The 13779-nt window shown below is 39.5% G+C and carries 9 protein-coding genes; 4 read left to right on the plus strand and 5 right to left on the minus strand.

What is annotated here, in order from left to right; translation table 11 throughout:
- Window positions 1-3: 3 nt before the first annotated feature.
- The 4 genes from nuoL to R2Q84_RS19200 all read left to right on the plus strand — a co-directional run bounded on the left by nuoL (window position 4) and on the right by R2Q84_RS19200 (window position 5273).
- Window positions 4-1893 carry an NADH-quinone oxidoreductase subunit L gene (gene nuoL, locus R2Q84_RS19185; protein ID WP_316818211.1) on the plus strand — a complete coding sequence of 630 codons (1890 nt, stop codon included), beginning with the start codon at window positions 4-6 and terminating at the stop codon, window positions 1891-1893.
- Window positions 1890-3410: an NADH-quinone oxidoreductase subunit M gene (nuoM, locus tag R2Q84_RS19190; RefSeq protein WP_316818212.1), complete on the plus strand. Its 1521-nt coding sequence runs from the start codon at window positions 1890-1892 to the stop codon at window positions 3408-3410. The genes nuoL and nuoM overlap by 4 nt, the downstream gene beginning before the upstream one ends.
- Window positions 3407-4852: an NADH-quinone oxidoreductase subunit N gene (locus tag R2Q84_RS19195; protein WP_316818213.1), complete on the plus strand. Its 1446-nt coding sequence runs from the start codon at window positions 3407-3409 to the stop codon at window positions 4850-4852. Before nuoM ends, R2Q84_RS19195 begins: the two co-directional genes overlap by 4 nt.
- Window positions 4853-4919: 67 nt before the next feature.
- The gene (locus tag R2Q84_RS19200) at window positions 4920-5273 is read left to right on the plus strand and encodes a hypothetical protein (protein ID WP_316818214.1); all 354 of its coding nucleotides are present in this window, start codon (window positions 4920-4922) and stop codon (window positions 5271-5273) included.
- Here the strand turns inward: R2Q84_RS19200 and R2Q84_RS19205 are convergent.
- The 5 genes from R2Q84_RS19205 to R2Q84_RS19225 all read right to left on the minus strand — a co-directional run bounded on the left by R2Q84_RS19205 (window position 5255) and on the right by R2Q84_RS19225 (window position 13767).
- The gene (locus R2Q84_RS19205) at window positions 5255-6682 is read right to left on the minus strand and encodes an aryl-sulfate sulfotransferase (protein WP_316818215.1); all 1428 of its coding nucleotides are present in this window, start codon (window positions 6680-6682) and stop codon (window positions 5255-5257) included. The two genes, R2Q84_RS19200 and R2Q84_RS19205, sit on opposite strands and share 19 nt — an antisense overlap.
- A gap of 114 nt (window positions 6683-6796) precedes the next feature.
- Complete coding sequence (locus R2Q84_RS19210) at window positions 6797-8425, minus strand: RagB/SusD family nutrient uptake outer membrane protein (RefSeq protein ID WP_316818216.1); 1629 nt, start codon at window positions 8423-8425, stop codon at window positions 6797-6799.
- A gap of 22 nt (window positions 8426-8447) precedes the next feature.
- On the minus strand, window positions 8448-11705 hold the full coding sequence (locus R2Q84_RS19215) for a TonB-dependent receptor (protein WP_316818217.1): 3258 nt from the start codon (window positions 11703-11705) through the stop codon (window positions 8448-8450).
- Window positions 11706-11941: 236 nt separating this feature from the next.
- Complete coding sequence (locus R2Q84_RS19220; RefSeq protein ID WP_316818218.1) at window positions 11942-13123, minus strand: FecR family protein; 1182 nt, start codon at window positions 13121-13123, stop codon at window positions 11942-11944.
- Between the two features lie 71 nt (window positions 13124-13194).
- Window positions 13195-13767 carry an RNA polymerase sigma factor gene (locus tag R2Q84_RS19225; protein ID WP_316818219.1) on the minus strand — a complete coding sequence of 191 codons (573 nt, stop codon included), beginning with the start codon at window positions 13765-13767 and terminating at the stop codon, window positions 13195-13197.
- Window positions 13768-13779: the final 12 nt, after the last annotated feature.

Consider the following 13779-nt stretch of genomic DNA (forward strand, 5'->3'; position numbering starts at 1 on the left):
ATCATGGATAACCTATTATGGCTCATACCCGCTTTTCCTCTTGCCGGATTTTTAATCCTGACATTTGCAGGGAAACGTATGCCGCCAATTTGGGTAGCCATAACTGGTACAGGAAGCGTGTGCTTTTCTGCGATTTTGATGATTGTTACCGGCATTAACTTTCTGTCCTCCCCTCCCGAAAACGGCTACTATGCCCAGACTTTATGGACCTGGATGGATGTCGCAGGTTTCAATCCAAAAATCACACTCTACATAGATTCCTTGTCCCTTGTGTTTGTATTCGTAATTACTTTCATCGGAGCCCTTATACATATCTACTCAATTGCCTTTATGGCATCCGACAAAGACTATGCTCGTTTTTTTGCCTGTATGAACCTCTTTGTTTTTTCTATGCTCATTTTAGTTATGGCAGACAATTTACTGCTTTTATACCTGGGATGGGAAGGTGTAGGACTCTGTAGTTATCTGCTTATCGGTTTCTGGTATGAAAACCCTGACAATGGCTACGCAGCACGGAAAGCCTTTATCATTACCCGCATTGGCGATACAGCTATGGGCATAGGACTTTTCGTTATCTTCTACCAGTTTGGCACCTTAGTAATTCCGGAAATCTTAGTGAAAGCCCCTACCATATGGCATCCGGGGACCTCCATAGCTACGATAACTGCTCTTCTACTATTGGCCGGAGGCTTGGGAAAATCTGCACAACTCCCGCTGCAAACCTGGTTACCAGATGCCATGGCTGGCCCATCTCCAGTCAGCGCACTTATTCATGCAGCTACCATGGTAACCGCAGGGGTTTACCTAATTGCCAGGATGCATGTCATCTTCCAGCTTTCCCCCACAGCCCAGCTTATCGTTGCCATTATTGGTACAGCAACTTTGTTGATTGCCGGTTTTAGTGCACTTACACAATATGACATTAAACGGGTTCTTGCCTATTCTACCATCAGCCAGATCGGTTACATGTTTCTCGCATTGGGATTGGGTGCCTGGACGGCTGCAATTTTTCATTTCATGGTACATGCCTTTTTTAAAGCACTTTTATTCCTCGCTGCCGGCGCCATCATAAACGCATTACATCATGAACACAATATGTTTAAAATGGGCGGATTAAAGGACAAACTCCCTGTAATCTTCTGGACCTTTCTTATCGGCTCGGCCTCTCTGGCAGCAATACCTTTAGTCACTGCCGGATTTTATAGCAAAGATCAGATTTTATGGTATGCCTGGGCTGGCCAAAATGGTACACCGTTATTGTGGGCAGTGGCCTTTCTAGGTGCCTTTATTACCGCAACATATACCACCAGAATGGTTATACTCACCTTTTTCGGTGAAGCTAAAACCCAGGTCGAATACCGTTCCGATAAGTTTATTACCATTCCATTAATTATCCTGGCTTTTTTTTCTATTTGTTCAGGATTTATTGAGCTGCCTCATAATTTAGGCCATCTCACACTTTTTTCAGACCTGCTCCATCAGGTACTACCAGAAACAGTTTTAAGATCGGTCGCGAATGAAGAACTACTGTTCCAGCTTCTCGCAGCGCTGGCCACTTTTGCAGGGATATACACCGCTTATCTGCTATGGCATAAACGGCCAGAACATATTCAAAAATTAAAACAATCTAACTTTATGACCGGCCTATACAATTTCTGGCATTCCGGATGGGGTTTTGATAAATTATACGATACACTGATCCTGAGACCAATTGTTTTTATAGCCCATATTAATAAAAATGATGTCGTGGATAAAATATATCAGCTGATCACCTTCATCACTGTTGGTTTTTACAGGTTCTTATCATTAATGCAGTCGGGCTCCCTAAGGTGGTACGCCATGGGGCTGGTTATAGGTGTAATCATCATATTAGGTTTACAAATTATGTTATGATATTAGTTTGGCTCATCGGTTTATTAATGGGGGGAGGCCTACTGGCACTCATCCTTGGAAGGTGGAACAAGACCTTGCCAAGGTGGATTACTTTATACACCCTGTTAACTGGATTTATTGGCCTGATATCTTTTTGGATTGAACACTACAATACGATCAGCATTCAAACTGCCAGTCCCTGGCTGGAAGAATTCCAACACGAATGGATCCCTTCATTCGGTATCAGCTTTCATCTCGCAATCGATGGCCTAAGTCTCCTACTATTGGTGCTCACTTTTTTCCTGGGCATCCTGGCGGTACTCTGTTCCTGGAAAGAGGTTACGGAACGTGTAGGCTTTTATCATTTCAATCTGCTGTGGATACTTGCGGGGATATCCGGGGTATTTATGGCAATGGACCTGTTCTTATTTTACTTTTTCTGGGAGGTGATGTTAATCCCTATGTATTTCCTTATTGGGATATGGGGAAGCAAAAACCGGGAATACGCGGCCTACAAGTTTTTCATTTTCACCCAGGCTAGTGGCCTGCTCATGTTTCTTGCTATTCTTGGCTTATATTTTATCCACGGTAAAACAACTGGTGTTTATACCTTTAACTATTTTGAATTATTAGGAACCGCCATTTCTCCAAATGTGGGCTTTTGGCTGATGATGGGTTTTATGATTGCGTTTGCAGTAAAACTACCTGTTGTGCCTTTTCACTCCTGGCTTCCCGACGCGCATAGTGAAGCTCCCACCGCGGGAAGTTTAATCCTTGCCGGATTGTTATTGAAAACCGGAGCCTATGGCATCTTGAGATTTGTGCTCCCTTTATTCCCTGAAGGCGCCAGGGAATTCGCGCCATGGGCTATGTTTCTGGGGGTAATTGGAATTATTTACGGAGCCATACTTGCCTACTCACAAACCGATCTTAAACGACTCATTGCCTACACCAGTGTAAGCCATATGGGCTTTGTAAGCTTAGGCATTTTCGCTTTTAATGAATTGGCTTTTCAGGGCGTTGTCCTGCAACTCATTACCCATGCAATTAGCACTGGTGCATTATTTATCACGGCTGGCATGCTAAAAGAACGTCTCCATACACGAGATATTGACCAGATGGGCGGACTATGGCTGCCTATGCCAAGGCTGGGCACTACAGCCATATTATTTGCCATGGCATCATTAGGCCTGCCCGGCCTTGGAAATTTTGTTGCTGAGTTCCTCATTTTACTCGGTACTTTCAAAGTCAATATCTGGTTTACTGTATTCGCCACAATCGGCCTTATATTCTCTGCTATATATGCGCTAAGGATTTTGCAGAAAGTCTTTTTAGGCCAGCAAAAAGAAGGAGAACCTGTTAAAGATCTTTCATGGATGGAAATGACCACAATGGTGGTGCTAACACTTTCCATTATATGGCTTGGTTTATATCCTCAATTGGTGATTAATACCAGCAAACCCATGATTCACAAATTAGAACAGTTATTAGCAAGTGGAAACAGCGATAACACGCAGCATATAAAACCTGACAAATGATTACATCTATTGACTTTTCCGTACTTACTCCATTACTGCTACTAGCCGGATCTTCGGTATTGGTCATGATGCTTATCGCCATAAAATTTAGTCATAGAAGTATTCAGATAACCAGCCTTCTATTATTTGTGATCAGTTTTTCTTCTATTTTTTATGTTCACAACCTAATTCCTCATTACATAGAACCTCTTTTCGTGATCGATAACTTTTCACTATTCATTATGGGACTGATCATCTTTTCCGGCTTAGTGGTCAACATGATTTCGTACGTTTATTTTGAAGAAAAAGAGGAAAGCCCAAAGGAATACTATGTATTGCTTTTTTTATGTACCCTTGGCGCATGTGTATTGGCTACAAGCAAACATTTCATTTCTTTATTCCTCGGGCTCGAAATTCTTACTGTTGGTCTATATGCCCTAATTGCTTATCTACGTGGCCGTCAGCATAACATTGAAGCGGGAATTAAATACCTGGTTCTGGCTGCATTCTCCTCTGCCTTTCTTCTTTTCGGAATTGCCTTAATATATTTTCAGACAGGAACAATGGATTTTTCAACATTAGCCGTTGCCCTTAAACCGTTCAAATCACTCCCCCTTTTATTTCATACCGGTTTAGGACTAATGCTGGTAGGTATAGGATTTAAGCTTGCAGTAGTGCCATTCCATATGTGGACTGCCGATGTATATCAGGGAGCGCCCAGTCCTGTTACAGCATTCATAGCTACTGCTTCCAAAGGAGCTGTTTTTGCCGTGCTTGTTCGCTTTTTTATAGCAATTGATGGCTTCCGGTACCAGACGGTTATGTTTGTTATGATCAGCATTGCCATTGCCTCGATGATTGTTGGCAACTTACTTGCATTACAGCAAAAAAATGTAAAACGCATCCTCGCTTATTCTTCCATTGCACATCTGGGTTATTTATTGGTGGCTTTTATTCCCGGTACGGCCATGAGCCTGCAGGCCGTCAGCTTTTATTTAACAGCTTATTTTATAACCAGCCTTGCAGCGTTTGGCGTGATTACTGTTCTATCAAATACAGAGAAGGACGCTGAAAGTATAAACAATTTTAAAGCGCTGTTTTGGGACCATCCGGTTCTGGCCTGTATATTTAGTACCGCCCTGCTCTCCTTAGCTGGAATCCCGCTCACTGCGGGTTTTGTGGGCAAGTTTTATATGCTAAGCGCGGGGATACAGAGCGGTTTTTGGGCGCTGGCTTTAGTACTGGTCCTGAGTAGCATTTTTGGTTTATATTATTATCTCCGGATCATCACTGCCATGTTTTCCGGAGAACAAAGTATTGCTCCACAAGACAAAAAAGCACATCCTGTTTTTTACCTGATCAGCAGTATTGTTTTATCGGTTCTGACCCTAATGATCGTATGGTTCGGAATTTACCCATCCGGGCTGATGCAACTTATTGAACAGCTTCAAATCGGACATTAGACAGAATTGTTATCAGCTCACCATATCTCAAAGATATTATCCTATTTTTGCGCCCAAAGAATTAATTATGGACTCAAGCGAACTAAGAATAGGGAATTACACAATGGATCATGGATCTCCGGAGCAAATACCATATGGGTCTGACATTGATTCTGCCGGATTAATGGAACCAATACGATTAGATGAAGAATGGTTGCTTAAATTTGGATTTGAGAAATTTGAATATGAATACGATGAAGGTTTTGAAACTACTTATGTTCTTGAAAAGAAAAATGGGCATCAGTTTGTATTAAGTGAAGATTTCCAGCCGATGGATGGCGAAATTGCCATGTTAGACTATAAGTTAGAATATGTTCACCAGCTGCAAAATCTTTATTACTGTTTAACAGGAGTCGAATTAATCTACAATTCGTCTATGTAAGGCTTTGAATCACTAAATGGAATAAACTCTACACGGTAAGGAATATTTGCACACATCATACTCCATAATACAGCTCCATTTTTATCGGTCAATAAAGCCTGGTTTTGTTTCGAAATGCAGGTTAAAATAGTATTAGCATTAATCATGTAAGCACTTCCCATTCTATCTGTAAAGATTCCATCTTTTAATTGCACCTGTAATTTCAAGGATACCTGTTTGGCAATCTCGTTTAAATCAAAGCCTAATACCCGCGAACGTTTTTTGCTTGTACCATTATCAAAAAGAATAAGGCTTTTTTGATTATTCACGTGTACAGCATGTCCCTGATCAAACTCATCCCCCTTAGGTAACGGGAAGTCCCCTCCCTTTCCAAATTTCCACATCACTTTTTTATTTAAGGCATTAACTTTCCAGATTTGTCCGTTGTTATAAAATGAAATGATGTAGTTCCCATCGGTATCAATAAACAGGCTATTGGCATGCATCCAATCTTTTGCTTCTTTTAAAATATTTTTTTCCTTTAAGGGGTCAAGTGCTTCGAATACACTCCAGCTCCATATTTTTTTGCCAGACTTATCTAACACTAAAATCCCATCTCCTTTTACAGTATCCGCGGCTTTACCACCTACCGATCTTAAGTCGAGAATTCTTTCCTCTGCACATAAGGTCAGATATTGATTTTTTTCGTTACGCAATATTTCATGATGAATAGTCTGCTTAAAATCCTGCTCTCCTTTTTTTAAATGAAAAATTGTATCACCCGTCAGCGACAATTCCAAAATTTCGTTCCCATAACTGGTGGGATAATCCATTGGTGCCAAAATCGCGAGAACAGTCTGGTTTTTGGTAAAATGGGCTACTTTAACCCCGGTATTGTTAAAACGCTGATACCACCTTAAAGTCCCCTGATAGTCCAGCATAGCAATACACCCTGGTGTTTCCCTGTTATAAACCAACATGCTGCCTTCTTTAAATTCAGCTGGCAGCGCTTGTTCATCTTTTTGATCTACATGATACAATCCTATTAGTTGGTCAGGAATATCCTTTGTTATAAAAGAATATACCTCAGATTCAGTCCTCACATCTCCATTCCCCAACACAATACGATATTGATAAGTTGAATTAAACTTTAAATTGGTAAGCACTATTTTGAAATCCTTTTTTTGAGTGGTAACAGGAGTCCTAAATAATTTATCTTTCTGCCCATCCAGCCAGTACTCCACGTATGCGTCTTCAACTTTAGCAGACGAAAAATCAACAGAAACTCTCAATGAATTTCTATCTGCAGTTTCATTTAATTTAATGTTTCTGAAGGTACCAAATACACTGTCAACACATGCACTAGCGCAGATTGCGATTAGCATTATTCCAGTAACAAATATTTTTGAGTGGTTTATTTTTGAAAACATTGAGTATAATTATAAATCATAAATTCGAGTCCTAAACCTTTAAAAATAAATTAAGTAATACCCGGTTAAGGGTATTACTTAAATTTAGAGATCAATTTAGAGATTAATTTAAAATCAGTTTCTCCACAAAGGATTTTGTTCAATTTTGCTATTAGTTTGTAACTCCTCTGCCGGAATAGGGAAAATATAGTGTTTAGGTTCTAAATATGCTGCCCTTTCTTTGCCTATGGCTGTAAAATGTGCTTTTAATTGATCAGGAGTATACCAACGTTTTAAATCCTGCCATCTGTTTTGTTCAAAAAACATTTCTAACAGTTTTTGATGGCTAATTTCAGCCATTACACTTGTTAAATCCGGAAGGTCTGCAGACGTTTTCTCTTTTAAACCTGCCCTATCTCTGATTAACTTAAGATCGGCAATAGCTGCCCCTAAATTATTATTTTTCGCAGCTGCCTCAGCATGCATCAACAGTACCTCTGCATAGCGCATAATTACATTGTTTGCGGTAGAAGGTATTGCACCCCAATAATTATCTCCTTCTGACTTGGTATCCCAACCATTAGTAAACTTCTGAATTAAGAACTTTTTAGGCTGTACGGTAGCAGGAAGTTTAGATATGTTAGCTTGAGCAGCCGCCCAAAGATCATCAAAAGTTTTATCACCATAATAAGTTATATTGGTTTCACCGTAATCCGAGCGCTTCCAGGATAAAGTAAAATACATCCTTTTATCAAATTTAGTATCCGAACCGGCCACCCTTTGCTCCAACATAAACTGATCAACAAAATAGTTAGTCGGCATGTATTTAAACCAGCCACCTGCAGCACGTGAACCAATCAATTGAGGTAAATAATTGTACATCCCCGCATTTGCATTTTCCGCTCCCCAAGGATTCGTTGGATCTCCGGCAGCGCCATAAACCCACTCAAAAACAGCTTCACTGTTAAACTCATTTTTACTGGTAAAATTATCTGAGAATTCAGGGGTCAAACTGTAGCTGTAAGGACTTGCTTTTAATAATGCCAAGGTAGCCTCAGCCTTAGGATAATCTTTAATATAAAGATATGTTTTACCCAGATAAGCAATAGCAGCTCCGCTTGTTGGTCTGCCTTTAGCTCCGGCAGCCCGGGTAGGAGGTAATCCATTTTTAGCTTCTGTAAAATCAAGAATGACATGCGCATAAACTTCATTTACCGGGGAACTTTTAACGAACTGATCTGCTGCTGTTTTCGCAGCGGCAATAATCAGTGGCACATCTCCATAATTAGATGCCAGTTCGAAGTAGCATAATCCACGCAAAAATTTGGTCTCAGCAATAAAGGCTGCTTTTTTATCATCAGACAAAGGCACTTTATCAATATTAGCCAGCACCTGATTAGCACGATAAATAGATTTATAAAGCACCTCAAACGTAGATCTCGCATCAGAATTTCTAGGTTCATTTGCGAACAAAGCGATATTCATAGTCGCAGCCTCGCCTCCCGGAAACGTAAGTACATCGTCCCCAAGTGAATTGATGTTCTGGATCCCCGTAAATGCCCCCCAATAGCCATACAAAGGTTGTCGCATAGCGCTATAAATTGATGCGACCCCAGACATAACATCGCCTTCAGTTTTCCAGAATTGTTCTTCTGTAATCCGATTTGGATCCGATGTTTTAAGAAAATCCTTTTTACAACCATATGTCATAAACAAAGTAACCAGTAACACCGGTATCATTGTTTTTATAGTATTTTTATACATGATTTCTCTAATTATATTTTAATTAAAAAGTTACATTAACGCCCAGGGAGATGATTCTTTGAAGCGGATAATATCCACCATCCCTACCTCTTGATAATGGACCACCGCCATTTCCCAGGTCGGGATTATACCCTTTATAGTCTGTAAACGTAAACAGATTCTGAGCTGAAACATATCCTCTTACTTTTCCAACATTTAGATTTTTCAAGGTATTTGCATCAAGCGTATACCCTACCTCAATCCTTTTCACCCTAACAAAGGCACCACTTTCCAACCAACGATCACTGTTCTCCCTGGCATTTAAATTTGGATCATTTAAAGTAAACCTTGGGAAGCTTGAACCACTATTTTGAGGTGTCCAGGCGTCTAAAACAGTTGTAAATAAATTAGCATATGCGTTCATTGACTCTAACCAATATCTGCCTCCGTTAAATATTTTATTCCCAAAAGTACCTTGTACTAATAAATTCAGATCAAGACCTTTCCACGACAAACTACCCGACACACCGGTTTCAAAAGTTGGGATCGGACTTCCTACATATTGCTGATCATTATTATCAATTATACCATCATTATTGAAATCAACAAATTTAATGTCACCAGGTGCAGCATTACCCTGTATTTTTTGACCATTTGGGCCTTTATAATTATCAATCTCAGCTTGTGTTTTAAACAGACCGTCAGTTTTTATTAAAAAGAAACTACCTAATGGAGATCCCACTACTGCACGCTGTATATCACCAAATTGCTGTTTACCACTTCCTATGGTAATGGCTGTCATCTTATTTCGGTTGGCACTCATATTCCATCCGATTCTATAATTAAAGTCGCCAGCCTGGTCTGCGTAATCCAAAGATAATTCTATCCCTTTATTACTAACGGTACCCGCATTTACGATTGGTGCACCACCAGTTCCTGTACTAAGTGGAATTGGAACCGCTAACAATACGCCGGTTGATTCTTTTTTATACCAGTCGAAAACCAATGAAAGTTTATTATTAAAAAATGCCGCATCAAGACCTGCATCAATTGTTTTCGTCTCTTCCCACTCTAAATCTGCCGGAGAAGCATTTCCACTAGGAATAGATCCCAATACCATCCCGGCATCGGTAAGAAAATTTAAGTTACTGCGAATTCCATTAATGGTGGAATAATTCGAGATCTGGTCATTTCCTAACAAGCCATAACTACCCCTGAACTTTAAGTAGTTCATAAATGCTGAAATTCCTGAAGCGCTATAAAACTTCTCATTGCTAAGAGTCCAGCCCGCTGATACAGAGGGAAAAACTCCATAACGATAACCTGAAGCAAATATAGATGATCCATCTCTACGAATAGATGCACTGATCAGGTATCTCGAATCGTATGAATAAGAAACCCTTCCAATAAGAGATTCTCTTCTGACATCCCCTAAACTACCTCCTACATTCTTATCTGTAGTTGCAGAACCTAGATTGTAAGTCCCATTTGGAAGTTGTTTTCCACTTCCATTAAACGAAGTAGTGGTATCTCTTTGAGCAGTATAACCAGCTAACAATGAAATATTATGTAAACCTATTTTCTTATCGTAACTCAGGGTATGTTCAAGTAACCATGAATTTGAAAGGCCTGACCCCATAGATAAACTCGGTAAAGCCTGTTTTCCATTTCCATCGTCAAACGCAAAGACGTAATTATTGTTAAATCCTCTACTTTCCGATAGTCCGGCATTTACTTTATACTTTAATTGATCAACCAATCTAATTTCGGCAAAGATATCTGCTGTTATACTACTGCTATTAAACTGATTATCAAACGAATGTAAATCAGCCACTGGATTTGAAAGATTTTTCATACCTGTTACAATTCCTCCCCAGCCACCTAATGGTCTTTTAGGATCATAAATAGGAACCGTAGGAGGCAGAACTAATGAGCTCAGTATAACACTATGGGTTTGATCGTTCCCTGCAGGTAATGACCTTCCATTTTCTCTATTGTATATAAATGTCTCGCCAATTTTGATACGGCCTTTTTCGTAAACTGATTTCGCCCTGAAATTAGTCGCTTTGAAGTCGGTTTTCTCAACAGTACCTTGTTGGTTCAAATAACTTCCCGATAAACTGTATTGAAAATGTTCTGATCCACCGGTAACATCACCATTGACCTTGTAAATTGGAGCAGTTCTGAAAATTGCTTCCTGCCAGTCAGTACTTGTTCCGTTATAGGCAGGAAAGGTTGTACCTCCCAGAGAATTAAATAATTTAGTCCATTGCTCCCCGTTTAATACGGGCATACGCTTAGGAATCGATTGGCTGCTATAAACTCCATTAACCTGAATTGTAGGCTCTGTATTTTTTCTACCCAGTTTTGTAGTAACCAAAATAACACCTCCAGCAGCTCTTGATCCATAAATACTGGCTGCGGCAGCGTCTTTTAACACCTCTATATTCTGTATATCAGCAGGATTTAATCCGTCCAGACTACCAAAAGGCATTCCATCAATTACAACCAATGGACCATTGGCACCAAGCGTACTGGAACCACGGATAGTGATAGATGCCTTTGCTCCAGGCGTACCATTATTTGATTCAACAGATACCCCGGCAACACGCCCCTGAAGTGCATCACTTACATTGTTGGATGCATTTGCGCTAAGTTGACTTACATTTACCGATGAAATGGAACTTGAGATTTCTGATTTAAGTTTAGTACCATAACCTACAACCACGATTTCAGATAAATCACGTAATTGTGGCTTTAGACGAATATTCATAAAAGCCCCTTCTTCAACTTTTAGCCGGGAGACTTCATACCCTACATAAGAGACCAATATAAAGGCTTCCTTATTTGGGGCTTCGATTTCAAATTCACCTTTTGCATTGGTACTGGCTGTCACGGATGAGCCTTCTATCTTTACAGAAGCACCAGGCAAACCCATTCCGTTCTGGTCCATAACTTTACCTTTTACAGGTACCTTTTGCTCGGCAATCTGCGTCGGGCTTAGCACCGTTTTGGTTTTAATCACCACAGTCTTATCAATAATGGAATACATCAGTGGCTGGTTTGCAAAGCACTGATTAAGCGCATCTTCAATTGTTACATTTTTGACACTAATATCTATGAGCTTCGCCTGCCGGATTAATTTTGTATTCCCGACAAAATAATAATTACTCTGATTTCTGATCTTCCGGATAATGGTTTCCAGCGATGCATTTTTTTCACTCAAAGATATCCTTTGTGCCTTGGTTGAAGCACTTACCTGGAGTAAACATGTTACTAATATGAGAATGGTTAGCCTCATTATACGTATTATTTGTCCAGAATTCCAAGCTAATAGCTTAAATCTGAATTGCCCGTAAAATTTCATACATTTGTTTTTGTTTGGTTACGCGACGAAGTCTCTTCTCTTTTATAGAGAAAAACGACGTGGATAATTGATTAGTTGTTTAGCTGATTTTATCATAGTACATTCAAACATCTGTCAGGGGTGTTACAGCATCCCTGACTTCGTTTAAACTACCGTTAGTTCTGTAAGTTTTATGGCATAACGATAATTTTCCTCCCTTCTATTTTAAAATGAACATTTCCTGTTGATTCTAACACCTTTAATAAAGATGATATATTTTTTGACCGCTCTACTTCACCTAAAAATGACAAATTACCCAGGTCGCCTTCAAACTGACAGTCAACATCGTACCATCTGGATACCCGTTGCATTATGCTTTCCAGTTTTTCATCATTAAACACGAAATAACCATTTTTCCATGCTATCGCTTCATCAACATTAGCTAACTGAACCTTAATCTTCTTAGTACTGTTATTAATCTGAGCCTGTTCGCCAGGAACAAGAACTCTTTGGTTATTCTGAGCTACAACTTTAACAGAGCCTTCCAGCAAAGTTGTTTTTGTTGTTGTTTCCTCATCATAACTACTAACATTAAAATGAGTACCTAACACTTCTATTTCCTGATTTTTGGTATGCACTGTAAACGGCATCTTTTTATTTTTAGCTACTTCAAAATAAGCTTCACCGTTAAGCTCCACTTGTCTTTTTTTACCTTTAAATGCAGCAGGGAATTTAAGCGACGATGCAGCGTTTAGCCAAACATGAGTCCCATCAGGCAATACGATCTGAAACTGTCCTCCTCTTGGTGTCCTAAGGGTATTAAATACAACTTCCCCGGTTTCAGTTCCCGAATTGCTAGCTAAAGCATTTGCCTTATAAATGAGGATGCCATTAGCCGTTTTACTTATAGAACTGCCTGCCTGATTTGCAAGTTGGTTCATTGTTGAATCGGTTAACGCCACATGCTCACCATTTGCCAGCGTAAGAGTAGCTTTATTTCCTCCCGGCAAAATATCATCATTTTTGGCAATCGTATTTACTTTCCCGGATGGTAAATGATTGGATTTAAGGAATAACACCCCTGCAGTCAGCACCAACAGCAGTACAGCCGCCGCGGCCATCCATAATCTATAATTGGTTTTTTTCGAACCTTTACCAATTTCAGCATAAATACCGGCCCATATATCCTGTTCGATATCCCTTGTCCATTTCTCTTTCTTTCCTTTGCTATCCAGGGAAATCAAGACATCATCTTCCAACTGATCATCAAAACGACCACTTTTTATCATGCCCCGCAATTCATGCCATTCATCCTCAGAAATGAGGTCTTCTTTAAAGTATTGTAAAAGTGTATAAAAACGAACTTTGCTCATTATCCTGGAATTGTGTTTTACCTAAAGACGATTCACAAAACCAAATGGCCCAATCCATGAAAAAAAATATTTTAACCGCTATAAATACGGGATTTGAGATATTCGCGTATGCTTTTACGGCTCAACTCTAAATGTCGTTTTACCGTTAACCTGGAGATATTCATTTTTGTAGCGGCTTCGGCATAGCTAAGCTCCTCTTCACTAATCAAAAGCCATGTTTCCTTTTGCTGAGGCGGCAACTGCCCTATCGCATCATTCAATAATTTATCATATTCCAATTGTTCGATCTTTTCGTCCGTTGTATTTTCAGATGCATTTTCCTTCAACCTGAGTCCCGCAAAAAAAGTCGCTTCTACGGTTACTTTTTTAAAATGATCAAGCGTTAAATTTTTGGCAATGATAAAAAGATAATCCTTCAAACTTTTTACGCCTTTTAATTTTTGACGATTGTTCCAAAGCCTGATATAAACTTGTTGTACAAGTTCAATCGCAATGTGCTCATTTTTTACATAAGCCATTACAGCATTATAGATGTTCTTGTTGGTTTGATAATACATTCGATTAAAAGCAAATTCATCACCAGAAACAATCTGTTCCAACAATAAATTGTCGTCATCAAGATTTTGTTCATCCAATTCTAACATATACAATAAAGC

It is taken from the genome of Pedobacter nyackensis (assembly GCF_032678475.1).
In the GTDB taxonomy this organism is placed as follows: domain Bacteria; phylum Bacteroidota; class Bacteroidia; order Sphingobacteriales; family Sphingobacteriaceae; genus Pedobacter; species Pedobacter nyackensis_A.

What these genes read in the sequence shown, in the direction of transcription:
- R2Q84_RS19225 (WP_316818219.1), bottom strand. Translation starts at nt 13,767, where the DNA reads ATGTTAGAATTGGATGAACAAAATCTTGATGACGACAATTTATTGTTG.
- R2Q84_RS19210 (WP_316818216.1), bottom strand. Translation starts at nt 8,425, where the DNA reads ATGTATAAAAATACTATAAAAACAATGATACCGGTGTTACTGGTTACT.
- R2Q84_RS19195 (WP_316818213.1), top strand. Translation starts at nt 3,407, where the DNA reads ATGATTACATCTATTGACTTTTCCGTACTTACTCCATTACTGCTACTA.
- R2Q84_RS19200 (WP_316818214.1), top strand. Translation starts at nt 4,920, where the DNA reads ATGGACTCAAGCGAACTAAGAATAGGGAATTACACAATGGATCATGGA.
- R2Q84_RS19220 (WP_316818218.1), bottom strand. Translation starts at nt 13,123, where the DNA reads ATGAGCAAAGTTCGTTTTTATACACTTTTACAATACTTTAAAGAAGAC.
- R2Q84_RS19215 (WP_316818217.1), bottom strand. Translation starts at nt 11,705, where the DNA reads ATGAGGCTAACCATTCTCATATTAGTAACATGTTTACTCCAGGTAAGT.
- nuoL (WP_316818211.1), top strand. Translation starts at nt 4, where the DNA reads ATGGATAACCTATTATGGCTCATACCCGCTTTTCCTCTTGCCGGATTT.
- nuoM (WP_316818212.1), top strand. Translation starts at nt 1,890, where the DNA reads ATGATATTAGTTTGGCTCATCGGTTTATTAATGGGGGGAGGCCTACTG.
- R2Q84_RS19205 (WP_316818215.1), bottom strand. Translation starts at nt 6,682, where the DNA reads ATGTTTTCAAAAATAAACCACTCAAAAATATTTGTTACTGGAATAATG.